Consider the following 25,647-nt stretch of genomic DNA (forward strand, 5'->3'; position numbering starts at 1 on the left):
GCGCTGCGGGCACACGCCGGACATGACCGAGGTCGTCCCGCCCCCGCCCGGACTCGCGGCCACCGCGACGGTGCCCGCCGCCGACGCCCCGGCGCTGCGTGCGCGCGCCGCCGCCGACCCGGAGGGCTTCTGGCTCGAGCAGGCGCGCCGCCTCGAGTGGACGACGCCGCCGCGGGAGGCCTACGACGGCGCCGACTTCCCGTTCGTCCGCTGGTTCGCCGACGGCACCCTCAACGTGGCGCGCAACTGCGTCGACCGGCACGTCGAGGCCGGGCACGGCGACAGGCCGGCGCTGCTCTGGGAGGGCGAGCCGGGCGACGAGCGCCGGCTGACCTACGCCGACCTGCAGGCCGAGGTCGCCCGAGCCGCCCACGCCCTCACCGCGCTGGGCGTGGGGCGCGGCGACGTCGTCGTGGTCTACCTGCCCGTGCTCGTCGAGACCGTCGTGGTGATGCTCGCCTGCGCCCGGATCGGGGCGGTCCACTCGATGGTCTTCGGCGGGTTCTCCGCCGAGGCGCTGCGCTTCCGCGTGGTCGACGGGGCGGCGAAGCTCGTCGTCACCACCGACGGCCAGTACCGCCGCGGGAAGGCCGTGCCGGTCAAGGAGAACGCCGACGCCGCCGTGGAGGGGGTCGACTCGGTCGAGCACGTCCTCGTGGTGCGCCGCACCGGTCAGGAGGTGCCCTGGACCGAGGGCCGCGACGTGTGGTGGGACGACGCCCTCGCCGGCCGCCCCGCCGAGCACACCGCGGAGGCGTTCCCGGCCGAGACGCCCCTGTTCCTGATCTACACGTCGGGGACGACCGGCAAGCCCAAAGGCCTCGTGCACACCATGGGCGGCTACCTCACCCAGACCGCGTGGACCGCGTGGGCGTGCTTCGACCACCGCCCCGACGACGTCTACTGGTGCCAGGCCGACCTCGCGTGGGTCACCGCGCACACCTACGAGGTGTACGGGCCGCTGGCCAACGGCGTCACGCAGGTGCTCTACGAAGGCACGCCCGACACCCCGCACCGCGGCCGCCACTTCGAGATCATCGCGAAGTACGGCGTGACCGTGTACTACACCGCGCCGACCCTGGTCCGGACCTTCATGCAGTGGGGCGAGGACGTGCCGGCCGCCCACGACCTGTCGTCGCTGCGCCTGCTCGGCTCGGTCGGCGAGGCCATCAACCCGGAGGCCTGGCGCTGGCTGCACCGCCACGTCGGGGCCGGCCGGTGCCCGATCGTCGACACGTGGTGGCAGTCGGAGACCGGCGCGGCGATGGTCGCACCGCTGCCCGGCGCCACAGCACTCAAGCCGGGGTCGGCGACCCTGCCGCTGCCGGGGGTCTCGGTGCGCGTCGTCCACCCCGACGGGTCGGACTGCGCCCCCGACGAGGGCGGTCTGCTGGTCGTCGACCGTCCCTGGCCGGCGATGGCCCGCACGGTCTGGGGCGACCCCGACCGGTTCGTCTCGTCGTACTTCGCCGACTTCCGCGACCAGGGCTGGTACACCGCCGGGGACGGCGCGCACCTCGATGCCGACGGGTACGTCTGGCTCGAGGGGCGGGTCGACGACGTCATGAACGTCTCCGGGCACCGGCTCTCGTCGATCGAGGTGGAGTCCGCGCTGGTGAGCCACCCGCGCGTGGCGGAGGCGGGCGTGGTCGGCGCCCCGGACGCGACCACCGGCCAGACGATCGTCGCGTTCGTCGTGCTGCGCGGGGGCGACCGCTCCGACCCGACCGACGACCTGCGTGCCCACGTGACCCGGGAGCTCGGCCCCGTCGCCCGGCCGTCGCGGGTGGTGACCGTCGACGCGCTGCCCAAGACCCGCAGCGGCAAGATCCTGCGCCGGCTGCTGCTCGGCGTCACCCGCGGCGAGGAGGCCGGGGACACGACCTCGCTCGTCGACCCCGACGGCTTCGCCGCGCTCGCGGCCGACTACCGGGAGCTCACCGGTACCCCGTGACGTCCGCCTGCCCTTGTGAGTACTTTCCGGGCCTCTAGGCCCGGAAAGTACTCACGTACGGACCAGGGCGAACGACTCCGGCTCGAGGGTCAGGGTGTCGGCGGCGGTGTCGACGCCGGACGGCGCGTAGAGCACCTCGGACGCGGCCATGGACAGGGAGACGGACGCCCCGCCCAGGTTCACCGCCAGCCGCAGCGAGCCCCGGTGCACGACCAGCGTGCGCGCCTCGGCGTCGTGGTCCACGCGGACCGGGTCGAGGTGCGGGTCGGTGAGCTCGGGGTGGGCCCGACGCAGCGCGATCAGTGCCCGGTACACGCCGAGCAGCGCCCCGTGGGGCTCCCGCGAGGGCTCCGACCAGTCGAGCTTCGAGGCCTCGAAGGTCGACTCCGCCGTCGGGTCGGGGACGTCGGAGGCGCCCCACCCGTGCTCGGCGAACTCCTTGGTCCGGCCCTCGCGCACCGCGGTCTGCAGCTCGGGGTCGTCGAAGCCGACGAAGAACGCCCACGGCGTCCGGGCGCCCCACTCCTCGCCCATGAAGATCATCGGCGTGTAGGGCGAGCAGAACACCAGTGCCGCGCCGCAGGCCAGCAGGCCGGGGGAGACCGTGGCGGAGAGGCGGTCGCCGGCGGCCCGGTTGCCGACCTGGTCGTGGTCCTGCAGGTAGGCGAGGAACCGGTGCCCCGGCGTGCGGAGCAGGTCCACCGGGCGCCCGTGGGTGCGGCCGCGGAACGACGACCAGGTGCCGGCGTGGTGGAAGGGGTGGTGCAGGACCTCCGCGAGCGTCGCCAGCGAGCCGAAGTCCGCGTAGTAGCCCTGGGTCTCGCCGGTGAGCGTCGAGTGCAGGGCGTGGTGGATGTCGTCGCACCACTGCGCGTCCAGCCCGTACCCGCCGGCCTCGCGGGAGGTGATCAGGCGCGGGTCGTTGAGGTCGGACTCGGCGATCAGCGTCAGCGGCCGGCGCAGGTGGGCCGCGAGCGAGGCGACGTGGTCGGCCATCTCCTCGAGCAGGTGGACGGCGCGGGCGTCGCGCAGGGCGTGGACCGCGTCCAGGCGCAGTGCGTCCACGCCGAAGTCGCGCAGCCACATCGTGACGTTGTCGAGGATGTAGGCCCGCACGGTGTCCGAGCCGGGCCCGTCGAGGTTCAGCGACGGCCCCCACACGTTCTCGCCGAGGAAGTAGGGCCCGAAGCGGTCGAGGTAGGCGCCCGAGGGCCCGAGGTGGTTGTAGACGACGTCGAGCACGACCCCGAGGCCGCGGGCGTGGCAGGCGTCGACGAACCGGCGGAACGCGGCCGGCCCGCCGTAGTTCTCGGTGACCGCGTACCAGAGCACGCCGTCGTAGCCCCAGCCCCGCGTGCCGTCGAAGGCGTTGACGGGCAGGACCTCGACGAGGTCGACGCCGAGCTCGACGAGGTGGTCGAGCCGCTCCTCGGCGGACGCGAACGTGCCGCCCGGCGTGAAGGTCCCGACGTGCATCTCGTAGATCACCGAGCCCGGCAGCGACCGGCCGGTCCACGCGGCGTCGGCGGGGGAGGGCTCGACGTCGACCAGTCGTGAGGGCGCGTGCACGCCGTGCGGCTGCCACCGGGACCGCGGGTCGGGCAACGGCTCGCCGCCGTCCAGCGAGAAGGCGTAGTCGGTGCCGGGGCCGGCGTCGGGGACGGTGACGCGCCACCAGCCCTCGGCCGCCCCGGTCATCGCGACCGTGCGGTCGTCGAGGACGAGACCGACCGACGAGCTGGTAGGGGCCCAGACCGCGAACTCGTGTGCCACGAGGGCGATGCTTCCCGACCGGCCGTGTCCGCATGCGTGACGTGTGACCGCAACGACCGGGGATGAGACGATCCGGTCGGAGACGGTGCGCACGGGGGCGGTGATATGGGGACCGGAGTCTCACCCGGGACGCGGGCGCTGGTCGAGGGCGGTGGGCAGGTCGGCGCCGACATGGCGGGCGTCGACTGGAGCGCGACGCCACTCGGCGAGCCCGACACCTGGTCGACGCCGCTGCGCACCGTCGTGCGCATGCTGCTGACCTCGCGGTTCTCCATGTGGATGGCCTGGGGTCCGGAGCTGACGGTCTTCTACAACGACGCCTACTCGCGCGACACCCTGCAGTCCAAGCACCCGTGGGCGCTCGGCAAGCCCGCCCGGGTCGTGTGGTCGGAGATCTGGCCCGACATCGGCCCCCGCATCGCGTCGGTGCTCGAGACGGGCGAGGCGACCTGGGACGAGGACCTGCTGCTGTTCCTCGAGCGCAACGGCTACCCCGAGGAGAGCTACCACACCTTCTCCTACAGCCCGCTCGCCGACGCCGACGGCGGCATCGCCGGGATGCTCTGCGTGGTCACCGAGACCACCGAGCGCGTCATCGGCGACCGGCGCCTGGGGACCATGCGCGACCTCGGGACGGCCATGGGGCCGGCCCGGTCGCAGGAGGACGTGCTGGACGCCGTGGCGCGCACCCTCGGGGAGAACGACCGCGACCTCCCGTTCGCCCTGGTCTACCTGCTCGACCCGGAGGACGGGAGCGGTACCGACACCGGCGTCGCTCGGCTCGTGGCGAGCGCGGGCGCCGCCGCGGGCTCGCCGGTGGCCCCCGCGGACGTGGGTCGCGGCGGGCCCTGGCCGGTCGACCGCCTCACCGCGGGGTCGCCGGTGCTCGTCGACGACCTCGCCGCACGCTGGGGCGACCTCGTCCCGTGCGGTGCGTGGGACGAGCCCGCCACCCAGGCCGTCCTGGTCCCCCTGGCCGCGACGCCCGGCGCGGGCGGGGACGGCGACGCGGGCATCGCCGGGTTCCTCGTCGCCGGCATCAACCCGCACAGCCGCTACGACGAGCGCACCGCGAGCTTCCTGACGCTGCTCGGCGGCCAGATCACCGCCGGCCTGACGCACGCCGGGGGCTTCGAGGCCGAGCGTCGGCGGGCGGAGGCCCTCGCCGAGCTCGACCGCGCCAAGACCGAGTTCTTCTCCAACGTCAGCCACGAGTTCCGCACCCCGCTGACCCTGATCATGGGCCCGGTCGACGAGCTGCGCGCCGACCCCGAGGTCGACCCGGACCGCTGGCGCCACGAGCTGGAGGTCGTGCACCGCAACGGGCGACGGCTCGGCCGGCTGGTCAACAGCCTGCTCGACTTCTCCCGCCTCGACGCGGGCCGCCGGCAGGCCCACTACGTGCCCTCCGACCTCGGCGTGGCGACCGAGGAGCTCGCCGGCATGTTCGGGTCGGCCATGGAGCGGGCCGGTCTGGACTACGTCGTCGACTGCGCGCCGCTGGGCCGCGCGGTCCTGCTCGACCGCGACGCGTGGGAGAAGATCGTCCTCAACCTGCTCTCCAACGCGCTGAAGTTCACGACGTCCGGGTCGGTCTCGGTGCGGGTGGAGGCGGTCGGCGAGTCGGCGGTGCTGCACGTCGCCGACACCGGCGTCGGGGTGCCCGCCGCCGAGCTGCCGCGCCTGTTCGAGCGGTTCCACCGCGTCGAGGGCAGCACGGGCGACAAGGGCGCCCGGTCCGGCGAGGGCAGCGGCATCGGGCTCGCGCTGGTGCGCGAGCTCGTGGGGCTGCACGGCGGCGAGGTCAGCGCCGAGAGCGAGTTCGGCGTCGGCACGACGATGACCGTCGCGCTGCCGTTCGGGCGCACGCACCTGCCCGCCGACCGGGTCGTCGACGAGGAGGCGTCCGCCGCGCCGCCCGCAGGACCGTCCGCCGACGCGGAGTCGTTCGTCGCGGAGGCGATGCGCTGGCTGCCCGAGGAGGACGACGGGGCTCCGGGTGACCCGGAGCCGCGGTCCGACGTCGTCCGCGGCCGCATCCTCGTCGCCGACGACAACGCCGACATGCGCTCCTACCTGCACCGCCTGCTCGCTCCACGCCACGACGTGCGTCTCGTCGCCGACGGAGAGGAGGCGCTGACCGTCGCCCGCGCGGAGCCGCCCGAGCTCGTCGTGTCGGACGTGATGATGCCCCGCCGCGACGGCCTCGCCCTGCTGGCGGCCCTGCGCGCCGACGAGCGCACCGCGCGGGTGCCGGTGCTGCTGCTCTCGGCCCGCGCGGGCCAGGAGGAGGCGGTGCAGGGGCTCGCCGCGCAGGCCGACGACTACCTGGTCAAGCCGTTCACCGCCTCCGAGCTGCGAGCCCGCGTCGACGCCCACCTCCAGCTCGGGCGCGCGCGCCGCCGCGCCGAGGCGCGGTTCACGGCCATGGCGGACCTCGCACCGGCCCTGATCTGGGTGGCCGACGCCGACGGCGCCCGCACGTTCCACAACGCCGGGTGGCGGCGGTTCACCGGACGCGACGAGGCCGACGAGCTCGGGACGGGCTGGCTCGCCGGGGTGCACCCCGACGACCGCGACCGCTACCGGGAGGTCACCGCCGCGGCGATCGCGGAGGGCCGGGCCTGGGAGGTCGAGTACCGGCTGGGTCGTGGCGACGGCTCGTACCACCGGGTCGCCGAGCACGCCGTCCCGCTGCCCGGCGAGGTCGGGGTCTCGGGGTGGGTCGGCAGCGGCCTCGACGTCCATGCGCGCTCCCTCGAGGCGGAGCGCCAGCGCCTGCTCGCCCGGGTCGGGGCGGAGCTCGACGGGGAGCCCGAGGTCGCCGACCGTCTCGAGAGCCTCGTGCGGCTGCTCGTCGAGGCGGGGCTCGCGTCCCGCGCCACCGCCCGTCACGTCGACGACGACGGTGTGGCCGGTCCCGGCCGGGTCGCGACACCGGCCGAGGGCGGCGGCGTCACCGCGGTGCCGATCGGGACCGAGGGGGCCGAGGAGGTCGGCGACGGCGAGCGCCGGGCGCTGGCCCGCCGGGCGCCGGTCACGGACGACGGCGTGCTGCACCTGCCGTTGACGGTGCGCGAGCACCCGGTCGCCCTGCTCACGCTCGAGCGCGCCGAGGGACCGGCCGGGAGCCCGCACGGGAGCTCATCCTGGGATGACGACGACCTCGACCTCGTGGAGGAGATCGCGGCCCGCGCGGCCCTGGCCCTGGACAACGCCCTGCTGCTCGCCGAGGAGCGCGCGACGGCGGCGCGCCTGTCGCTGCTGCAGCGGGCGACGACCGAGCTCTCCGCCGCCGCGACGCCCGCCGAGGTCGCCGACGTCACCGTCGGGCACCTGCGGGCGCTGTTCGGCCCGGCGGCCCGGGTCGCCGTCTTCGAGTACGACCCGCGCCGCGGCAGCCTTGCCCCGCTCGCGGCGCTGAACGTCGACCCGCCGGTCGTCCCGGCCGAGCGCGACCACCCGACCCTGGTGGGCACGGCGGTCGACCGCGGGGAGCCGCTGTGGCTGGTGGCGGTGGACGGCGAGGGTGTCCGGAGGACCGACGACGAGGACATCCGCGCGACCCTCCTCGAGGCCGGCATCCAGGGCGCGATGGCCCTGCCCCTGGTCGCGGCGGGCACCACGGTCGGCGCGGTCGGGATCGGCCTGCCGGACCGCACCCGCGTCTCGCGGACCGAGCGCAGCGCGCTGGTCGCCCTCGCCGAGCCGTGCGCGATCGCCCTGGACCGCGCCCGCCTCTACCGCGCCGAGCACTGGATCGCCGACACCCTCCAGCGCAGCCTGCTCCCGCAGGCCCTGCCGGCGCTCGACCGGCTCGGCCTCGCGGTGCGCTACCTGCCCGGCGCCACCGGGACGCAGGCCGGCGGTGACTGGTACGACGTCGTCGAGCTCGACGAGCACCGCGTCGCGATCGCCGTCGGCGACGTCGTCGGGCAGGGCACGGCGGCGGCCGCGGTGATGGGCCAGCTGCGCACCGCCCTGTCCGGCTACCTCCTCGCCGGCCACGGACCGGCCGAGGCGCTCGGCCTGCTCGACGGCCTCACCTCGCGCATCCCAGGCTCGCAGGCGTCGACGGCGATGTGCCTGACGCTCGACACCGGCACCGGGGAACTGCGCTACGCCCGTGCCGGGCACCTCCCGGCGTTGCTCACGCCGGCCGACGGGGGAGCGGTGACCTTCCTCGACGACCCCGCGGGCCACGGCCCGCTGCTCGGCCTGCCGCCCGGCCTGCGCGACCACGGCGAGGCCGTCATCACCCTCGAGCCCGGCAGCGTCGTGCTGCTCTACACCGACGGGCTCGTCGAGCGCCGCGGCGAGACCCTGGACGACGGGTTCGACCGGCTCACGGCGTCCGCGGACCGGCACCGGGACGCCGCGCCCGACGCGCTGGCCGGCGCCCTGCTCGCCGACCTCGGCACGCGCTCCGACGACGTGGCGCTCGTCGTCGCCCGGCTCGCGCCCCCGCCGCTGGAGCTGTCCCTGCCGGCCCGGGCCGACGCGCTCGCCCTCCTGCGACGCCGGACCTCGCGCTGGGCGCGGGCGGCCGGCCTGTCCGAGGTCGTCCTCGGCGACCTGCAGCTCGCGCTGGGCGAGGCCGCCACCAACGCCGTCGAGCACGGCTACCGCGACGACGACGGGTCGGGCGTCGTGGAGGTCCGCCTCGCCCGACGCGACGACGGGTCGACCGACGCGTCGGTGGTCGACCACGGCACGTGGCGCCCCGCACCGGCGGACCCCGGCTTCCGGGGGCGGGGCCTCGCGCTGCTGCGCGAGGTCAGCGCCGGGGCGACCGTGACCAGCTCGCCCGACGGCGGGACGCAGGTGTCGTTCCGGGTGCTCCCCGGGGCGGACGAACCCCTCGCGGCGGTCCCGCCCGAGGTCGCGGAGGCACGACCGGTCGGTGCGGCGCTCACGGTGCACGACGAGGACGGGTCGCGGCGCGTCGCGCTGCGCGGCGACCTCGACCTCGCCGGGGCGGCCGAGTGCCGGGACGCGCTGCTCGGGGCCGTCGGGGACGTGGGGCCCGAGGGGGACCTGGTGATCGACCTGCGCGGCGTCGGGCACCTGGCGAGCGCCGGGGTGGGCCTGATCCTCGAGGTCCTGCAGCACGCGCGCGGGCGCGGCGCGACCGTCCGTCTCGCCGCGACCCCGGGCGGCCCCACGGCGCGGGTGCTGGGGCTGGCCCTGCCCGGCGAGGGGATCGGCGAAGGGATCTAGGCGCGGCCCAGCCCGGCCTCGCGCGCCCGCACGATCGCCTCCGCGCGGTCGGCCACGTGGAGCTTGGTGAAGATCGCCGAGACGATGTTGCGGACGGTCTTGGGCGACAGGAAGAGCGCCGACGCGATCTGCGGGTTCGCGCGCCCGGCGGCGACGAGGTCGAGCACCTCCCGTTCGCGGGCGGTGAGCTCGGGGAAGACATCGACGGTCGTCTGCCGCGGCGCCAGGAACTCGACGACCCGCCGCGCCAGCGCCGGCCCGAAGATCGCGTCCCCTTCGGCGACGGCGGTCACCGCCCGCACGATCTCGTCCTTGGTGGCGCCCTTGAGCAGGTAGCCCCGCGCGCCGGCGCGCAGCGCGGCGAAGACGGTCTCGTCCTCCTCGCTCATGGTGAGCACGACGACGCCGACCGACGGGTCGGCGTCGACGATGCGGCGGGTGGCGGCGATCCCGTCGAGCTCGGGCATGCGGACGTCCATGACGACGACGTCGGGTCGCAGCGCCGCGACGGTCTCGACGGCCGCGGCGCCGTCGGTCGCGGTGCCGACCACGTCGAGCCCGTCGACCGTGGCCAGCAGCCCGGCCAGGCCGTCGAGGTACACGGGGTGGTCGTCGGCCAGGACGATCCGGATCGGCGCGGTCACGTGGTCTCCAGGGGCAGGTCGGCGGTGACGACGGTGCCGCCGCCGGGCGGGCAGGTCACCTCGGTGCGGCCGCCGAGCTCGGCGGCGCGCTCGCGCAGCGACAGCGTCCCGACCCCGGCGACGACGTCGGTGCCGATCCCGCGGCCGTCGTCGGCGACGGTGACGACGAGCCGCCCGGGCCGGCGGTCGAGGGTGACGGTCGTGCGGGTGGCGGCGGCGTGGCGCACGACGTTGGTCACGGCCTCCGACGCGATCCGGAAGGCCGCGACCTCGACGGCGGCGGTGAGGTCCCCGGCGTCCCCGTCGACGGTGATCTCCAGCCCGTCGCCGGAGAGCTTCCGCGCCTGCGCACGGAGCGCACCGAGCAGGCCGAGCTCGTCGAGGGCGGGCGGGCGCAGGTCGTGCACGAGGCGCCGGACGTCGGCGAGCAGCGTGCCGACGTCGGTGACGGCCTGCGCCAGCACCGCGTCCGCGGCGTCGGGGTCGCGAGCGGCCAGGCCACGGGCGGTCTCGATCCGCAGCGTGACGGCTCCGAGGCCGGGTCCGACGCTGTCGTGCAGGTCGCGGCGCAGGCGGCGGCGTTCCTCCTCGCGGGCCGTGACGAGGGCGACGCGCGCCTGCTGCAGCGACGCCGAGAGCGCGCCGGCCCGGGCGGCCGCCGCGGCCTGGCGCAGGAGGTCGCCGAGCAGGCGCTGGTCGGCGTCGGAGAGCCGCCGGCCCTCGGCGACCGCCACCCGCCCGATCGTCTCGTCGCGGTAGCGGATGGGGAGGTCGAGGGTGGGACGGTCGGTGCGGCCGTGCTCGACGACCGCCCGCGCGCCGTCGGCACGGTCGATCTCCACCCGCACGTAGGGCAGGCGGAACGCCTCGGCCACGGAACGGGCGAGGGCGGCGAGCTGCTCGCCGGGCGCGGCCGCGGTCTCGAGTCGTCCGGCGAGCGTGGCGACCGCGGCGTACGGGTCGTCGCGGGAGCCGCGGGTCAGGCGGCGCGCGGCGCGCCACAGCCGGGACCGCAGCGGGGTGTAGAGCACGGCGACGACGGCGACGGCGACCAGCCCCGCGTCCCTCCCGCCGAACGCCGCGCCCGCGACGAGCAGCACCAGCCCGTCGACGGCGAGGACCAGCAGGCCGAGGGCGACGGCGACGATCGTCGTCGGCAGGAGGCGGTCGACGTCGTAGAGCCGCTCGCGGACGACCGCGACGACGATCGCCGCGCACGTCACCGTGATCGCGACGAGGAGGGCGACCGACGGCCACGGCTCGGGGAACAGGAGCGCGAAGCCGATGACCAGCGCGTCGACGAGACCGGCCCACACCAGCCAGCGCAGCTGCAGACGGCGGCGTCCGCTCGAGCGCCGGTAGCGCACGGCCACCACGACGAACGGCACGATCATGCCCAGGGGGAGCAGGGCGAACGCGACGTCGAGCACCGCGGGCCAGATCGGCAGCGGGACCGAGTGCGGATCCAGGTCGAGAGCGGCGACGCGCGGGGTGAACGGCACGCCGCTGCGGGCCTCGACGACGCGGGACGGCACGACCAGGAGGGTCACCGGCAGCAGGGCCGTCCCGGCCAGGCTCGCGAGCGCGACCGGACGCCCGACCCGTCCCCGGGGCAGGTGGCCGTCGGGGAAGAGCATCAGCACCAGCGGCAGCGCGAGCAGCAGGAACGCGCCGTAGCGCGCACTGACGGCGTAGGCGAGCGAGGTCCCCGGCGCGCCCGGCGTCCGGTAGAGGCCCTCCACGACCCACTGCGCGGCGAGCCCTGAGAGGAGCCAGCCCGTGCCGGCCGCCGTGAGCACCCAGCCGACGGGCCGGCCCCGGCGGGCGCCGCGGAGCACGAGCAGCCCGGCGGCGAGCAGGACCGGCCCCGCGAGGACCTCGATGATCCCGCCGCCCTCGTCGGGGCCGACCACGACGTCGCGGTGGCGCACGGCGAGCGCCACGATCAGCGCCGCGACGACCAGTCCGGCGAGGGCGATGAGCGCGAGGACGAGGTCGCGCCGCCGGGCCGCGGACCCGGCGGGGGGCGACGGGGCGGCGACCTGCGGTACGGCCGGGGGCTGCGGCGCGGGCACGGCAGGCGCCTGCGCGGGCTGCTCGGCCGTGGGTCGCACACGGTGATCGTCGCAGGTCGGCCCCGAGATGTCGCCGGACCGGAGTCCCGTCCCGTGTCCCGTCGGCCCGGGACACGGTCGGGACGATCAAGGGGCGCGCGGCCCTGCCGGAGCGGGACGTCGCACGCGCAGGGTTCCCGCCATGACACCGGCCGACCGCCTCCACACCGGTGACCGCTACCCCACCGACCCGTTCACCCGGGAGCCCGCCATGACCACGATCCGCACCACCCCCGCCCGCGTCCGCACCGACGCCGACCTCCCGATCTCCGCGCCGACCGTCCCCGTCGAGCGGCCCGAGGGTCCGCGCGGGCCGAGCACACGCTCGCTCCGACTCCTGGGCGCGGGCCTCGCCGCCGGCGCCACGGCCTACGGCGCCGCCTTCATCACGCTGGGCGTCACCCGCGGCGACACGGCGACCGAGGGGAGCTTCTACGGCGACCTCTGCGGCCTGTTCTTCCAGCTCGGGGTCTTCTGCCTGCTCGCCGCGATGTGGCGTTCCGGCGCGGCGGGCACGACGCGGCTCGCCCGCACGATGATCGTCGTCGAGTCCGTGATCCTGGCGGTCGCGACCGTGCAGTCGGTGCTGACGCTGCCGTCGATGGGCGGCGAGTGGAGCGCTGCGGCCGTGGCGCTCGACCCGTTCTGGCCGCTGTCGATGCTCGGCATGGCGGTCCTGGGCGTGAAGGTCGCCGTGGCCGGCCGCTGGCGCGGGGTCCTCCGGGCATGGCCGGTGGTCGCCGAGACCTGGTTCTTCGTGGCCATGCCCGCGCTGATGGTCCTCGGCCCGACGATCGGCTTCGTCGTCGGCGGCGTGCACTTCCTGGCCGGCTACGGCGTCCTCGGCCTGCTGCTCGCCCTGCGCCCCGACCTCACCCGGCGCTGACCGCCCCGCTGCCCTCCGCCCCTCCACTCCGCCGCCCGCCGCTCCACCACCCCGAGGAGATCGCCATGACCACGCCTGCTGTCGACCCGTCCGTCCTCTCCGGTCCCTCCGATCCGCCCGGTGGCGCGGGACGGGCCGCCCGTCCCGGAGCCGCGTCGGTCCGGGCGGCGGGGCTCGTGCTCGCCGTCTGCTCGCTGCCGTGGGCCCTGACGTCCCTGGTGGCCGGCATCGACATCGGCTACACCACCGACATCGTCTGCGGCGTCTTCCAGCTCGGCATCTGGGCGCTGCTGATCACCATGATCCGCACCCGGGCGACCGGGACGAGCAGGCCGGCGCGGGCGATGCTGGCGGTCGAGGCCGTCCTGCTCACCCTCGCGTCGACGGCTTCCGTGCTCCTGCTCCTGGGCGAGCCGATCGCATCGAGCACCGTCACGGTCGTGCTCGACGTGTTCTGGCCGGTGTCGATGCTCGGGATGGCGGTGATCGGGATCAAGGTCGCCGTCGCCGGCCGATGGCGGGGGATCCTGCGCGCGTGGCCGGTGGTGGCCGAGACCTGGGTGCTCGTCGTCGTGCCGTCCCTGGCCCTCCTCGGGCCCGGCGCCGCGTCCTGGGTCAGCGGCCTGCACCTGATCGCGGGCTACGCGACCCTCGGTGTCCTGCTCGCCGCCCGTCCCGACCTGGCGATGCGCGCCTGATTGCCGCTTCGCCCGACCGAAGGGCCCCTTCGCTCGAGGAGATCGAGCGACGGGGCCCTTCGGTCGTGTTCCGGGTGGGCTCACACCGGCAGGTGAGCCGTCACGGTGGTGCCGCCGGTGGGTGGGCAGGTGATCGTGGTGCGTCCGCCGAGCTCGGCGGCGCGCTCCCGCAGCGAGAGGGTGCCGACGCCGGCGGCGACGTCGGGGGCGATGCCCCGGCCGTCGTCGGTGACGGTGACGACGAGCTGGCCGTCGGAGCGCTCCAGCGTGACGGTCGCGTGGGTGGCGGCGGCGTGGCGCACGACGTTGGTCATCGCCTCGGACGCGATGCGGAAGGCGGCGACCTCGACGGCGGCCGGCACCTCCCCGACGTCACCGGCGTCGCCGCGCACGGTGATGGCCAGGCCGTCGCCCCCGAGGCGGCGCGCCTGGGCCCGCAGGGCACCGGCGAGGCCGAGCTCGTCGAGGGCGGGCGGGCGCAGGTCGTGGACCAGCCGGCGGACGTCGGCGAGCTGGGCGGCGACGTCGGTGACGGCCTGGGCGAGGACGGCGTCGGCCCGCTCCGGATCGCGCGGGGCCAGGCCGCGGGCCGTCTCGATCCGCAGGGTGACCGCGCCGAGACCGGGTCCGACGCTGTCGTGGAGGTCGCGGCGCAGGCGGCGGCGTTCCTCCTCGCGGGCGGTGACGAGGTCGGCCCGGGCCCGCTGCAACGACGCGGACAGCGCGCCGGCCCGGGCCGCGCCGGCCGCCTGGCGGAGCATGTCGGCCAGCAACCGCTGGTCCCGGCGGGAGAGCGCGACGTACGCGGAGGCGGGCAGCGCGACGCGGCCGATGGTCTCGTCGCGGTAGCGCAGGGGCAGGTCGACCGCAGCGTGGGCGGAGGGGCCGGCGGACGGGGCCGCGTCCCCGTGGTCGACGATCGCGCGCGCCCCGTCGGCCCGGTCGACCTCGACGCGGACCCAGGGCAGCCGGAACGCCGCGGCCACCGCGCGGGCCACCGCGTCGAGCTGCGCGTCGGGCACCGAGGCCGACTCGAGGCGGTCGGCCAGCGTCGCGATCGTGCCGGCGGGGTCGTCGCGGGTCCCCCGGACGGTGCGGCGCGCGAGCCGCCACAGCCACGTCCGCAGCGGCGTGTAGGCGATCGCGACGACGGCCACGGCGATCAGCCCGGCGTCCCGGCCGCCGACCAGGGCGTTGGTGGCGAGCAGGATGACCAGGTCGACGGCGACGACGCCGGCCGCGAGCATCGCGACGACCAGGGTCGCCGGGAGCAGGCGGTCCACGACGGTCAGTCCGGTGCGGGCGAGGGCGAGCGCGACGACGCCGGACGTCACCGCGACCGCGACGAAGAGCAGGGCGTCGATCACCACGCCCGACACGGGCAGCAGGACGAGGCCGACGACGAGCAGCTCCACCAGCCCGGCCCAGAGCAGCCAGCGCATCTGGAGGCGCCGGACGTCCCGGGCGCGCCGGTAGCGGCCCACCAGCACGGCGACGGCCACCACCATCGACAGAGGCGCCACCGCGAACCCGACGGCGAGCAGCGGCTCCCAGAACGGCAGCGGGACCGAGAGGGTGTCGATCCCCAGGGCGAGCATCTCGGGGCTCGGCGCGCGATCCCGGGACGCGGCGATGTCCGTGTACGGGGCGAACACGTAGCCGAGCACCATCGCGGAGACCGCGGCGAGCGCGAGGAACGCGGCGAGCCGCCAGGGCCAGGGCCGGGGGAACCGGCCGTCGGGGTAGAGCAGCAGGGCCAGCGGGATCGTCACGACGATCGCGGAGCAGTAGCGGGCGGAGACCTGGAAGGCCAGGCCGGCGCCCGGGCCGGGGACGCCGGCCCAGGCGAGGACGAACCAGCTCGCCGCGAGCCCGGACAGCAGCCACAGCGCTCCCGACACGACCAGAACCCAGGCCACCGCCTGCCGCGGCCGCACGCGCACGACCGTGGCGCCGGCCACCACGAGGATCAGCCCGACCAGCGCCGAGCTCCAGCCCGGGCCCTGCTCGGCGCCCTCGACGGGGACCGGCACCCCGCGCCCGAGGACGTCGAGCACGACGACGACCCCGAACACGACCGCGGCGATGAGCCCGAGCGCGACCGCCCGCGCGGTGCGGGGCCGGTCCGGGGCCTGCGGCGCCTCCGGCGGTGCACTCGACGCCGGGGCGGCCCGGTCGACGTCTCCCGAGGCCGTGGTCGGCGGGGTGGACGTCACGCGCGTGATCGTGGCAGGTGATGGCCGCGGCGGGGAGGGAGCGCGGTCCCGGTCGGTGTCCCGTCCGATCGGGACATGCCGGGGACACGAGGGCGACCCGCGGCCCTGCCGGACCGGGACGCCGGGCGCGCACCGTTCTCCCCATCGCCTCCGGACGCCGCCCGGGACGCGGCGCTCGACCTACCGACACCGACCTCTCGACATCCGCCCTCGAAGGAGCCCACCGTGACCACCGCCCGCCACCCCGAGACCGCCCCGTCGCCCGGCTCCGCCGCCCCCGCCGCCCCCGCCGGTGTCCGGGACACCCCGCCGTCGTCGATGCTGCGCTTCTCGGGCGGCGGACTCGCGGTCGGCTCCGCCACCTACGGCGTCGCGTGGCTCGTCCTCGGGGAGGGTGTCGATCAGGGACGTTTCGCGATGGACCTGCTCGGCATCGCCCTCCAGCTCGGCATCTTCGGCCTGCTCCTCGCGCTGTGGCGGACCCACGGCACCGGCGTCGAACGGTTCGGTCGCGGACTGCTCGTCGTCGAGGCCGTGATCCTCGCCGTGGCGACCGTGCAGTCGGGCTTCGCGGCGAGCGCTGGCGGCGGGGAGTGGGGCACGGTCGCCACCGTCCTCGACCCGGCGTGGCCGCTGTCGATGCTCGGGATGGTCGTCGTCGGCATCGCGGTCGCGGTGGCCGGGCGCTGGCGCGGCATCCTGCGGGTGTGGGCCCCGGTGGCCGGCTCCTGGCTCGTGGCCGGGCTCGGGGTGAGCATGCTGGTCCCCGGCGACGCCACCACGATCGTCGGGGGCCTGCACTTCCTCCTCGGCTACACCGTGCTCGGGGTCCTGCTCGCCGTGCGCCCGGACCTGACGGCGCGCGCCTGACCCTGCCTGCCGCCGCCGTTTCCTGACCGAAGGGCACCTTCGCTCGAGGAGAGCGAGCGAGGGTGCCCTTCGGTCATGTCACGTTCCGCCCCCTCCGGTGAGGGGCAACCGAACGGCATGGAGTACCGCACTCTCGGACGGTCGGGCCTCAAGGTCTCGACGATGACCATGGGCACGATGACCTTCGGCGGGAAGGGCGGCTTCGGGAAGCTCGGCGCCACCGACGTCGAGGGCGCCACCCGCCAGATCGACCTGTGCGTCGACCACGGCGTCAACCTCGTCGACACCGCCGACATGTACTCGGCGGGCGTGTCGGAGGAGATCGTCGGGCAGGCGACGAAGAACCATCGCGACGACGTCTACCTCGCCACCAAGTGCCGTTTCCCGATGGGGGAGGGCCCGAACGACGGCGGGGCGTCGCGCCAGCACATCGTCAAGAGCGTCGAGGACTCCCTGCGCCGGCTCGACGTCTCGCACATCGACCTCTTCCAGCTGCACGGCTGGGACGGTGTGACGCCGCTGGAGGAGACCCTCGAGGCGCTGGACACGCTCGTGAGCAAGGGCAAGATCCGCTACATCGGCTGCTCGAACTACTCGGCCTGGCACATCATGAAGGCCCTGGGCGTCTCGGAGCGGGAGCACTACGAGCGCTTCGTCTCCCAGCAGATCCACTACACGCTGCAGGCGCGCGAGGCCGAGAACGAGCTCGTCCCGGTGTCGGTCGACCAGGGTCTCGGCATCCTCGTGTGGAGCCCGATCGCGGGCGGCCTGCTCTCCGGCAAGTTCCGGCGCGGCCAGGACGACCCGGAGACCTCGCGGCACCTCGGCGAGTGGTCCGAGCCGCCGGTGCACGACCGCGAGCGCCTCTACGACATCATCGAGGCCGCCGCCGAGGTCGGTGACGCGCACGGCGTCTCGGTCGCGCAGGTCGCGAACGCGTGGCTGCTCCGCAAGCCGGGGGTCACGTCGCTCGTCATCGGTGCCCGCACGGAGGAGCAGCTGGCCGACAACCTCGCCGCCGCCGACCTCGTGCTCACCGACGACGAGGTCGCCCGCCTCGACGAGGTCAGCGCGACGCCGCTGCTCTACCCGTACTGGCACCAGAAGAACACGATCACCGACCGCCTCTCGCCGGCGGACGCGACGCTGCTCGGCTGAGTGTCCGGCCCCGGATCGTCGTGGTCGGCGGTCCGGGGCGCACGGGAGATCCAGGCGCTTGAGTACCGTGCGGATGATCACGGCGACCCCTGACCCGGGTCACACAGCGCAATCGTCCATCCTGGGGACCGGGGAACACGGAGGGAGACGCCGGTGCCCGGTCGCCGCACGGCGAAGGCCGCACAGCACGAGCAGAACAAGCGCACCATCGTCGAGCTGACCGCCTGGATCACCGTGGCGGCGGCGATGCTCGTCGTCGCGCTGCACGCGGGGATTTCCGCGTCGTCGACGGCCGCCGACGTCCCGCGCGTCACCACCGCCGAGTACCGCTGAGCCCGACCTCGTGATCGAGCTCTGGAACGTCTCGCGGGCGATGGGTCTCGTCGCGCTGCTGCTCATGGGCGTGGTGCTCGCGCTCGGGGCGCTGCACAACACGTCGCTGACCGCGGTGCTCGGCCAGGCGCTGCCGCGGTTCGTGCTCGTCGCGCTGCACCGCAACCTCGCGCTGATCACCGTCGTGTTCGTCCTGCTGCACGTCGTGACGGTGCTGGTCACGCCGTACCTGCCGCTGCGCTGGTACCACGTGCTCGTCCCGTTCACGGCGACGTTCAACCCGTGGCCCGTCGCGCTCGGGGCGATCGCGCTCGACCTGCTGCTCGCCGTGGTGATCTCGTCGAGCCTGCGGAAGTACTTCTCCAAGCGCGCCTGGCTGATCGTGCACTGGACGATCTACGTCTCGTTCCCCGTGGCCGTGGCGCACGCGGTCGTCAACGCCTCCTTCCGCGGCGGGACCTGGTGGACGCTCGTCGTGCCCCTGGTGGCGTCGGCCCTGGTCGTGGCCGCGCTGCTCTACCGGCGCGCCGCCCGCCGCCGCCCGGCCCTCCCGCTCGCCGACCGCGGCCGCACCGACCCCGCCGAGGCCCGCAAGGCGGCCGACCACGCCACGGGCTCCCAGCCGGTGGTGCGGGTGGACGAGCCCGCCGAGCCCGCCGAGCCCGCCGAGCCCGCCCCGCCCGCCCCGCCCGCCCCGCGTGACGGTGGAACGAACGCGCCGTTCACTGCTTCCGAAGCAGCGAACGGCGCGTTCGTGTCCTCGGAGGTCGGCGTGTCGGCGGACGACACGCCAGCTCGGGAGACGTCGGTCCCGGGCACGCCGGGTGGGGGCACGCCGTCCCGGCGCGGGAGCCTGCGCGAGCTGCGGGTCGTCGCGCGTCCGGCGCACCGGCACGCGGGCGACCGGCCCCGCCGTTCCCGACACTCCGCCGACCCGGACGACGACGCCGGTGCCGACGCGCAGACCGACACCCTCGCCGGCGCCGAGGCCCCGACCGTCGCGCTCCCGCCGCGGCCGCGCTGGCGCTGACGGGCGCCCGGCGAGAGGTACGTTCCGCAGGTCGCGAACCTGTTGATCATGCGGAACGTGCCGCTCGCGGCCGAGTCGAGTGCCGCGCGCACCGCGAACGGGGACTTTCGGCGCCTAGAAGCAGCGAACAGCACGTTCGCTGCACACCAGGCGCACGCTGCACCAGGCGGCGCGGCAGGACTCAGCGGGGGTCGGCGACGTCCTCGGTGCTCGCCCGCATCCGCTCGAGCTCGCCGATGAGGGTCTTGGCGTCGTAGGGACCGTGGTGGCGCTGGGGGACCGCGTCGCCGACGCCGAGGTAGAAGGTCGGCGTGCCCGGCAGGTCGCTGCTGCGGGCGTCGATCTCGTCGTCCTCGACGTGGTTCTCGGGGTCGCCCTCGCGCAGGTCCTCCTCGAGGCGGTCGATGTCGAGGCCGAGGTCGGCGCAGTAGGCGATGAGGTCGTCGCGCTCGAGGGCGTCGGCGTGGGCGAAGAACGTGTCGTGCACGTCCCAGAACCGGCCCTGCCCCGCGGCGGCCTCGGCGACCTCGGCGGCACCCCGCGCGTGGGGGTGGTACTCCTCGAGCGGGAAGTGCCGGAACACGTAGCGCATCTCGTCGCCGAAGTGCTCGCGGACCTGCCGGATGTTGCCGGTCGCCTTGCCGCAGAACGGGCACTCGAAGTCGCCGTACTCGACGATCGTGAGCGGGGCGTCGACCGGGCCGCGGACGTGGTCGCGGCGCGGGTCGACGGCACGCAGCAGGTCGCGCGAGGGCTCGTCGGGCAGCATCGAGCGGCCGGCGCGGAACACCGCGGCGCCCAGCACGAGCGCGACCACCGACCCGGCGAGCACGCCGACGCGGGCGAGGTCGGCGAGGGCCTCGTCCTCGAGGGCCAGGTCGACGATGAAGAGCGAGATCGTGAACCCGATGCCCGAGAGCGCCGCGCCGCCCGCGATCTGCGGCATGGTCAGCCCGGGCGCGAGGCTCCCCGGACGCAGGCGCGCCAGCAGGGCGGTCGCGCCGGTGATCCCGACGAACTTGCCGACCACGAGCCCGAGCACGATGCCCCAGAACAGCGGCGAGACGATCGCGGCGCGCAGCGTCTCCGCCGTCAGCGGCACGCCCGCGTTGGCCAGCGCGAACACCGGCACGATGATGAACGCGGTGTAGGGCTGCCAGAGCCGCATGAGCCGCTCGTTCACCGACACCGCACGCTCCAGCCCGAGCCGGGCGCTGCGCGCGTACTCGGGGTTCGGCGACTGGCGGAACGCGCGGGCCAGCGCCGCCGCGCGCTCCACCTCCTTGCGCTTGGGCGGGTAGACGGGCAGCAGCAGGGCGATCAGCACCCCGGCCAGCGTCGCGTGCACGCCCGACTCGTAGAACGCGACCCACGTGATCAGCGAGACGACGAGGTAGCCCCCGCCCCGCCAGACCCGCAGCCGGCGCAGCTGCCAGATCGCCAGCAGCCCGACGACGGCGACGGTCAGCGGGACGAGGTGCAGCTCGTCGGTGTAGACGAGCGCGATGATCGCGAGCGCCCCGACGTCGTCGGCGACGGCCAGGGTGAGCAGGAAGATCCGCAGCCGCTCCGCCCGCCCCGGCCCGATCACCGCGAGCGCGCCGAGCAGGAACGCCGTGTCGGTGGAGATCACGACGCCCCACGCCGTCGCGGCCGGCCCCGACGGGTTGAGCAGCAGGAACAGCACCGCCGGCAGCGCCAGCCCGGCGACCGCGGCGGTCAGCGGCACGGCGGCCTTCGACCGGTCGCGCAGCTCGCCGAGCGCGAACTCGCGCTTGACCTCGAGGCCGATGACGAAGAAGAACAGCGCCATCAGGCCGTCGTTGACCCAGTGCTGCAGGTCGAGGTCGATCGACCAGTCGCCCAGCGAGATCGCCAACGGCGTGTGCCAGAAGGCGTCGTAGGTCGACCCCCACGGCGAGTTCGCCCACAGCAGCGCGAGGATCGTCGCCCCGAGCATGAAGACCGCGGCGAGGGATTCGCTCGAGTCGCCGCGCCGGGCCTCGGAGATCCGCTCGAGGATGCCGTGCCAGCGGGGACGGCTGTCCGTCACGTCGGCCATGGCCGAATCCAAGCAGGATCAGGCAGGGCGGACGAGCAGCGCCACCGGGAAGCGATCGAGCACACTCCCGAGCGCCGGCGCCGACCCCTCGACCGGCCGGCCGGTGACCACGTCGGTCCAGTCGTCGGCGCCGCCGGGCAGCGGCAGCACCGTGTCGCGCCAGCCCCCGGCGGCCGCGAGCCCCACCGGCAGGCGGGTCGCGACGGCCACGAGGCGCTCGCGTCCCGCCGGGCCGCCGCGGGCGACGGCGAGGGCGTGGTCCGCCGCGACGCCGGACGCCGGCAGCGGGGCGTGGCCCCGGAACAGCTCGGGCCGGAAACGGCGCAGGCGCAGCGCGGCGGTGACGACGGCGAGCTTGGTGGCCGCCACCTCGTCGGCGTCGGCGTCGGTGTCGTCGGCGGCGGGGATCCACCCGCCGTCGAGCCGCTCGAGCAGCCGGCGCCGCAGGGCGAAGTCGACGGGACGGCGGTTGTCCGGGTCGACCAGCGAGTACTCGAAGCACTCCGTGCCCTGGTAGACGTCCGGCACGCCCGGCCCGGCGAGCTGCAGGAGCTTCTGCCCGAGGGAGTTCGAGCGACCGGGCGCGTCGAGCTGCGCCACGAACGCCTCGATCTCCGCGACGGCGTCGGCGTCGGCGAGGACCTGGCCGGGCCACGCCGCGATCGCCTCGTCGACCTCGGGCACGGCAGGCACATGAGTCATGGGGACGTGCGCGGTGACGAGCTTGGCCTCCTTGGACGCCTTCGTCAGGTAGCCCGCCAGGCGCTCCTCGCTGATCGGCCACGCCCCGAGCACCGACTGCCACGCGAGCAGCTCGAGCGAGGGCGAGGGGAGGGGGTGGCGCGCCGACGCCGAGCGCAGGAACGCCCCCCACTCGGCGGTCAGCTCGCTGAGCACGGCCAGGCGCGCCCGCACGTCCTCGGAGCGCTTGGTGTCGTGGGTCGAGAGCGTGGTCATCGTCGCCGGCGTCGCGGCGTCGCGGGCGGCGGCGCGGGCGTGGAACTCGGCGGGGGAGACCCCGAAGCGGTCCGGGGCCCCGCCGACCTCGTTGAGCGCGACGAACCGGTTCCACCGGTAGAACGTGGTGTCCTCGACGCCCTTGGCGGTGACCATCCCGCTGGTCTGCTGGACCCGGCGCGCCAGCGCCCCGTCGGGCTCGGCGGTCATCGCCGCGTGGATGCTCCGCACCGTGTCGGCGAGCTCGGGGCGGGCCGTGGCCGCGGTGTCCACCGCGCGGTCGAGCGCCTCGCGGCCCTCGGGCAGGTAGGAGCGGTAGACCGGGAACGAGCACAGCAGCTCGGCGACCGCGGCGCGCGTCTTCTCGTCGTCGCCGTCGCCGGGCACCAGCGCGGCGATGCGACGGACCTCGGCGACCAGGATCTCGTCGGTGACGAGACGGCGGGCGGCGTGCTCCACCGTGGACAGGCCCTCGCGCACCCCGGTGTGCTGCGCCGCGACGGCGTCGACCAGGGCCTCGCCGCGCGGGTCGACGAACACCCCGCCGATCTCGCGCAGGGCCTCGTAGCCGGTGGTGCCGTCGACCGGCCAGGACAGTGGCAGCGTCTCGTCCGGGCCGAGGATCTTCTCGACGAGCAGCCAGGCCTCGTCGCCGAGGGCCTCGCGCAGCCGGCGGACGTAGGCCCCGGGGTCGGTGAGCCCGTCGGGGTGGTCGATGCGCAGGCCGTCCAGCTCGCCCGCGGCGCGCCAGCGCAGCACCTCGGCGTGCACGGCGTCGAACACCTCGGAGTCGTCGACGCGGACGGCGGCGAGGTCGGAGACGTCGAAGAAGCGCCGGTAGGTCAGCTCGGCGTTGCCGCGGCGCCAGTGCACGAGCTCGTAGTGCTGGCGGTCGTGCACCTCCTGCGGGGTGCCGCTCTCGCCGGTGCCCGGCGCCACGGGGAAGCGGTGCTCGTAGAAGTGCAGCTCCGAGCGGTCGTCGGACAGCGTGAGCGCCTCGACGTCCTCGGGCGACCCGAGCACCGGGATCAGCAGGCGCTGCGTGAGGTCGGCGTCGTACCAGGAGGCGTACGGCGACTCCGCACCGAGCCGCAGCAGCGACCACCACGACGGGTTGGCCGCCGGCACGGCCACGCCCATGTGGTTGGGCACGAGGTCGACCAGCACGCCGAGCCCGGCCGCGCGCAGGGCGGCGACGAGCCCGCGGCGACCCTCGTCGCCCCCGAGCTCGTCGTTGGCGCGCGTGGGGTCGACGACGTCGTAGCCGTGCATCGACCCGGGCGAGGCCTGCAGGATCGGCGAGCAGTACAGCGCCCCGACGCCGAGCGCGTCGAGGTAGCCGACGAGCTCCGTCGCCGCGCCGAAGGGCTGCTCCGGGGAGAGCTGCAGCCGGTAGGTGGACGAGGGCAGGTCGCTCACGCGTGCTCCGTCACGTCGGTGCGCTGCAGGAGGAGCATCGACCGGGACGTGACGGTGAGGGCGTCGCCACCCACCCGGTCGTCGAGGTCGTCCGACAGCGGCGGGGTGTTCCACGTCTGCGTGGTGCGGGCGGTGCCGACGACGACCTCACCGGTGGTGGTGTCGAGCACGGTGGCCCAGCGGTGGGGGAAGCCCTCGCCGGGCAGGGTGACCTCGACGTCCTCGTGGTGGGCGTTGAAGATCAGCAGGAAGGTGTCGTCGACGACGCGCTGCCCCCGCGGGTCGCTCTCGAGGATGCCGTCGCCGTTGAGGAACACGGTGAGCACGGCCGCCTCGCCCGACTCCCAGTCCTGGTCGGTCATCTCCTCGCCCGACGAGGTGAACCAGGCGATGTCGCGCTGCACCTCGGCGTCGGGGGCGCCCGCGGCCGGCCGGATGGGGCGGCCGTTGAAGAAGCGGCGGCGCCGGAAGACCGGGTGCGAGGCGCGGAGCTCGGACACCCGGGCGGTGAAGTCCATGAGCTCCGAGTCCGCCTTCTCCGGCGACCACTCCATCCAGGAGATCTCGGAGTCCTGGCAGTAGCCGTTGTTGTTGCCGTACTGGGTACGGCCCAGCTCGTCGCCGTGCAGCACCATCGGCACGCCCTGCGAGAGGAAGAGCGTCGTGAGGAAGTTGCGACGCTGGCGCTGGCGCAGCTCGAGGACCGCGGCGTCGTCGGTGGGGCCCTCGACGCCGTGGTTCCACGAGTTGTTGTCGTCGGCGCCGTCCTGGCCGCCCTCGCCGTTGGCCTCGTTGTGCTTCTCGTTGTAGGAGACGAGGTCGTTGAGGGTGAAGCCGTCGTGCGCGGTGACGAAGTTGATCGACGCGTACGGACGCCGGCCGTCGTCCTGGTAGAGGTCCGACGAGCCGGTGAGCCGCGCGGCGAACTCGCCCAGCGTGCCGGGGGTGCCGCGCCAGAAGTCGCGGACCGTGTCGCGGTACTTGCCGTTCCACTCCGTCCAGCCGGGCGGGAAGTTGCCCACCTGGTAGCCGCCCGGGCCGACGTCCCAGGGCTCGGCGATGAGCTTGACCTGCGAGATCACAGGGTCCTGCTGGACGAGGTCGAAGAACGTCGAGAGCCGGTCGACGTCGTAGAACTCGCGGGCCAGCGTGGAGGCGAGGTCGAACCGGAAGCCGTCGACGTGCATCTCGGTGACCCAGTAGCGCAGCGAGTCCATGATCAGCTGCAGGGTGTGGGGCTGGCGGACGTTGAGGGAGTTCCCGGTGCCCGTGTAGTCCATGTAGTACTGCGGCTGGTCGTCGACGAGGCGGTAGTACGCCTGGTTGTCGATGCCGCGCATCGACAGCGTCGGGCCCTGGTGGTTGCCCTCGGCGGTGTGGTTGTAGACGACGTCGAGGATGACCTCGATGCCCGCGGCGTGCAGGTCGCGCACCATCGCCTTGAACTCCTGCACGTGCGCGCCCGGCGCGGGCCGGCCGGTGATGCCGGCACTCGCGTAGCCGTAGTGCGGGGCGAAGAAGGCGATGGTGTTGTAGCCCCAGTAGTTGCGCAGCTCGCGCTGCACGAGGGCGTCGTCGTGCACGAACTGGTGCACGGGCATGAGCTCGATCGCGGTGATGCCGAGGCGCTGCAGGTGCGCGATGACCGCCGGGTGCGCCACGCCGGAGTAGGTGCCGCGCATCTCCTCGGGCACCTCGGGGTGCAGGTACGTCAGGCCCTTGACGTGGGCCTCGTAGACCACCGTGTCGTGGTACGGCGTGCGCGGCGGGCGGTCGTCGTGCCAGTCGAAGAACGGGTTGATGACCACCGACTTCGGCACGTGCTGCGCCGAGTCGTCGTGGTTGGTCTCGTCGGCGTCGGAGAAGTGGTAGCCGAAGAGCGCCTCGTCCCACGAGTACGTGGTGCCCAGCGTGCCGTCGAGCGCCTTGGCGTAGGGGTCGATCAGCAGCTTGTGGGGGTTGCAGCGCCGGCCCGCCTCCGGCTCGAGCGGGCCGGCGACCCGGTAGCCGTAGCGCTGGCCGGGGACGATGCCGGGCAGGTAGCCGTGCCAGACGAAGCCGTCGCGCTCCGGCAACGGGATCCGGGTCTCCTCGCCGGCCTCGTCGAACAGGCAGAGCTCGACGGCGTCGGCGACCTCGCTGAACAGCGCGAAGTTGGTGCCCGCCCCGTCGTAGGTCGCGCCCAGGGGGTAGGACGTGCCGGGCCAGGGCTGCATCGGGGCTTCCTCCGGGGGATGGGTCGAGACGGCGGTCGGTATCGGGGTGCCCGATCGCGCACCGCGAGGATACGGGCCGGGACCGACAGCGCCGGAT

The 25,647-nt window shown here is 74.9% G+C and carries 15 protein-coding genes; 8 read left to right on the forward strand and 7 right to left on the reverse strand.

Translation table 11 applies throughout. From position 1 onward, the window contains the following. The first annotated feature begins 22 nt into the window (after positions 1–22). On the forward strand, positions 23–1,954 hold the full coding sequence (gene acs / locus WCD41_RS11290; protein ID WP_337713526.1) for an acetate--CoA ligase: 1,932 nt from the start codon (positions 23–25) through the stop codon (positions 1,952–1,954). 51 nt (positions 1,955–2,005) lie between these two features. Here acs and treZ read toward each other — a convergent pair whose 3' ends face one another. Then, positions 2,006–3,727, reverse strand: a complete 1,722-nt coding sequence (gene treZ / locus WCD41_RS11295) for a malto-oligosyltrehalose trehalohydrolase (protein WP_337713527.1) — start codon at positions 3,725–3,727, stop codon at positions 2,006–2,008. Between the two features lie 105 nt (positions 3,728–3,832). Here treZ and WCD41_RS11300 point away from each other — a divergent pair, with 105 nt between their 5' ends. Then, complete coding sequence (locus WCD41_RS11300; RefSeq protein WP_337713528.1) at positions 3,833–8,947, forward strand: SpoIIE family protein phosphatase; 5,115 nt, start codon at positions 3,833–3,835, stop codon at positions 8,945–8,947. Here WCD41_RS11300 and WCD41_RS11305 read toward each other — a convergent pair. Then, a complete protein-coding gene (locus WCD41_RS11305) occupies positions 8,944–9,591 on the reverse strand; it encodes a response regulator transcription factor (protein ID WP_337713529.1) in 648 nt (215 codons plus the stop codon). The genes WCD41_RS11300 and WCD41_RS11305 overlap by 4 nt on opposite strands. After that, positions 9,588–11,705, reverse strand: coding sequence for a sensor histidine kinase (locus WCD41_RS11310; protein WP_337713530.1), 2,118 nt, complete (start codon positions 11,703–11,705; stop codon positions 9,588–9,590). Before WCD41_RS11310 ends, WCD41_RS11305 begins: the two co-directional genes overlap by 4 nt. Positions 11,706–11,847: 142 nt before the next feature. Between WCD41_RS11310 and WCD41_RS11315 the strand changes: the two genes are divergently transcribed. Continuing rightward, positions 11,848–12,591: a hypothetical protein gene (locus WCD41_RS11315; RefSeq protein WP_337713531.1), complete on the forward strand. Its 744-nt coding sequence runs from the start codon at positions 11,848–11,850 to the stop codon at positions 12,589–12,591. A 65-nt stretch (positions 12,592–12,656) separates the two neighbouring features. Next, positions 12,657–13,289: a hypothetical protein gene (locus WCD41_RS11320; RefSeq protein ID WP_337713532.1), complete on the forward strand. Its 633-nt coding sequence runs from the start codon at positions 12,657–12,659 to the stop codon at positions 13,287–13,289. Positions 13,290–13,369: 80 nt separating this feature from the next. Here WCD41_RS11320 and WCD41_RS11325 read toward each other — a convergent pair whose 3' ends face one another. Continuing rightward, entirely contained in the window at positions 13,370–15,505 is a 2,136-nt protein-coding gene (locus tag WCD41_RS11325; protein WP_337713533.1) for a sensor histidine kinase, read from the reverse strand. Between the two features lie 225 nt (positions 15,506–15,730). Here WCD41_RS11325 and WCD41_RS11330 point away from each other — a divergent pair, with 225 nt between their 5' ends. The 4 genes from WCD41_RS11330 to WCD41_RS11345 all read left to right on the forward strand — a co-directional run bounded on the left by WCD41_RS11330 (position 15,731) and on the right by WCD41_RS11345 (position 18,896). Next, positions 15,731–16,375, forward strand: a complete 645-nt coding sequence (locus WCD41_RS11330; RefSeq protein ID WP_337713534.1) for a hypothetical protein — start codon at positions 15,731–15,733, stop codon at positions 16,373–16,375. 75 nt (positions 16,376–16,450) lie between these two features. After that, entirely contained in the window at positions 16,451–17,533 is a 1,083-nt protein-coding gene (locus WCD41_RS11335) for an aldo/keto reductase (protein ID WP_337713535.1), read from the forward strand. Between the two features lie 153 nt (positions 17,534–17,686). Beyond that, the gene (locus WCD41_RS11340) at positions 17,687–17,866 is read left to right on the forward strand and encodes a hypothetical protein (protein WP_274279185.1); all 180 of its coding nucleotides are present in this window, start codon (positions 17,687–17,689) and stop codon (positions 17,864–17,866) included. A 10-nt stretch (positions 17,867–17,876) separates the two neighbouring features. After that, positions 17,877–18,896, forward strand: coding sequence for a ferric reductase-like transmembrane domain-containing protein (locus WCD41_RS11345; RefSeq protein ID WP_337713536.1), 1,020 nt, complete (start codon positions 17,877–17,879; stop codon positions 18,894–18,896). A 181-nt stretch (positions 18,897–19,077) separates the two neighbouring features. Here the strand turns inward: WCD41_RS11345 and nhaA are convergent, their stop codons facing one another. Genes nhaA through glgX form a run of 3 tightly spaced genes read right to left on the reverse strand, consistent with a single transcriptional unit; the run spans position 19,078 to position 25,550 of the window. After that, a complete protein-coding gene (gene nhaA, locus WCD41_RS11350; protein ID WP_337713537.1) occupies positions 19,078–20,958 on the reverse strand; it encodes a Na+/H+ antiporter NhaA in 1,881 nt (626 codons plus the stop codon). 18 nt (positions 20,959–20,976) lie between these two features. Then, the gene (gene treY, locus WCD41_RS11355) at positions 20,977–23,334 is read right to left on the reverse strand and encodes a malto-oligosyltrehalose synthase (RefSeq protein ID WP_337713538.1); all 2,358 of its coding nucleotides are present in this window, start codon (positions 23,332–23,334) and stop codon (positions 20,977–20,979) included. Then, positions 23,331–25,550 carry a glycogen debranching protein GlgX gene (gene glgX, locus WCD41_RS11360; protein WP_337713539.1) on the reverse strand — a complete coding sequence of 740 codons (2,220 nt, stop codon included), beginning with the start codon at positions 25,548–25,550 and terminating at the stop codon, positions 23,331–23,333. The genes treY and glgX overlap by 4 nt, the downstream gene beginning before the upstream one ends. Positions 25,551–25,647: the final 97 nt, after the last annotated feature.

The sequence above is a fragment of the Actinomycetospora aeridis genome, from assembly GCF_037400275.1.
GTDB lineage: Bacteria > Actinomycetota > Actinomycetes > Mycobacteriales > Pseudonocardiaceae > Actinomycetospora > Actinomycetospora aeridis.

Coding starts and splice junctions, on each gene's coding strand:
- acs (WP_337713526.1), top strand. CDS start 23: ATGACCGAGGTCGTCCCGCCCCCGCCCGGACTCGCGGCCACCGCGACG.
- WCD41_RS11335 (WP_337713535.1), top strand. CDS start 16,451: ATGTCACGTTCCGCCCCCTCCGGTGAGGGGCAACCGAACGGCATGGAG.
- WCD41_RS11315 (WP_337713531.1), top strand. CDS start 11,848: ATGACACCGGCCGACCGCCTCCACACCGGTGACCGCTACCCCACCGAC.
- WCD41_RS11300 (WP_337713528.1), top strand. CDS start 3,833: ATGGGGACCGGAGTCTCACCCGGGACGCGGGCGCTGGTCGAGGGCGGT.
- WCD41_RS11320 (WP_337713532.1), top strand. CDS start 12,657: ATGACCACGCCTGCTGTCGACCCGTCCGTCCTCTCCGGTCCCTCCGAT.
- nhaA (WP_337713537.1), bottom strand. CDS start 20,958: ATGGCCGACGTGACGGACAGCCGTCCCCGCTGGCACGGCATCCTCGAG.
- glgX (WP_337713539.1), bottom strand. CDS start 25,550: ATGCAGCCCTGGCCCGGCACGTCCTACCCCCTGGGCGCGACCTACGAC.